This is a genomic window from Pseudomonas sp. S36 (assembly GCF_016647875.1).
GTDB classification, from domain to species: domain Bacteria; phylum Pseudomonadota; class Gammaproteobacteria; order Pseudomonadales; family Pseudomonadaceae; genus Aquipseudomonas; species Aquipseudomonas parafulva.
The window spans coordinates 1-325 of the sequence record NZ_JACVVG010000110.1 but is presented as its reverse complement, the minus strand read 5'-3'; the positions used below and the strand labels follow the sequence as shown (position 1 = coordinate 325).

General features: G+C 55.7%; 1 protein-coding gene. It reads left to right on the top strand.

Features of this window, described 5'->3' with window-relative positions; translation table 11 throughout:
- Positions 1 to 325: immunoglobulin-like domain-containing protein (locus tag IAE36_RS23505; protein WP_201214976.1), on the top strand; the 325-nt coding region annotated here is incomplete at both ends.

The window sequence follows — 325 nt, the reverse complement described above, 5'->3', positions numbered from 1 at the left end:
CGCGACCTTGACGGCGAACCCGTCGGTCACTGAAGGTGGTGTGATCACTTACACCGTGACGCTAACCAACCCGGCTCAAACGCCGGTAACGGTGACCCTGTCCAATGGCCAGGTCATTACTGTTGAAGCGGGCAAAACTCAGGGCAGCATCGACTTCCAAACCCCGCCCAATGACGTTTACAACGGTGGCAACAATTCTACTGTCAGCGTGACAATCAAAGATGCGGTTGGCGGCAATTTCGAACAGCTGACTCCTAACCCGACTCCAGCCGTCACCACGATCAACGATTCGATCGATACCACCACCGCGACTCTGACGGCGAAT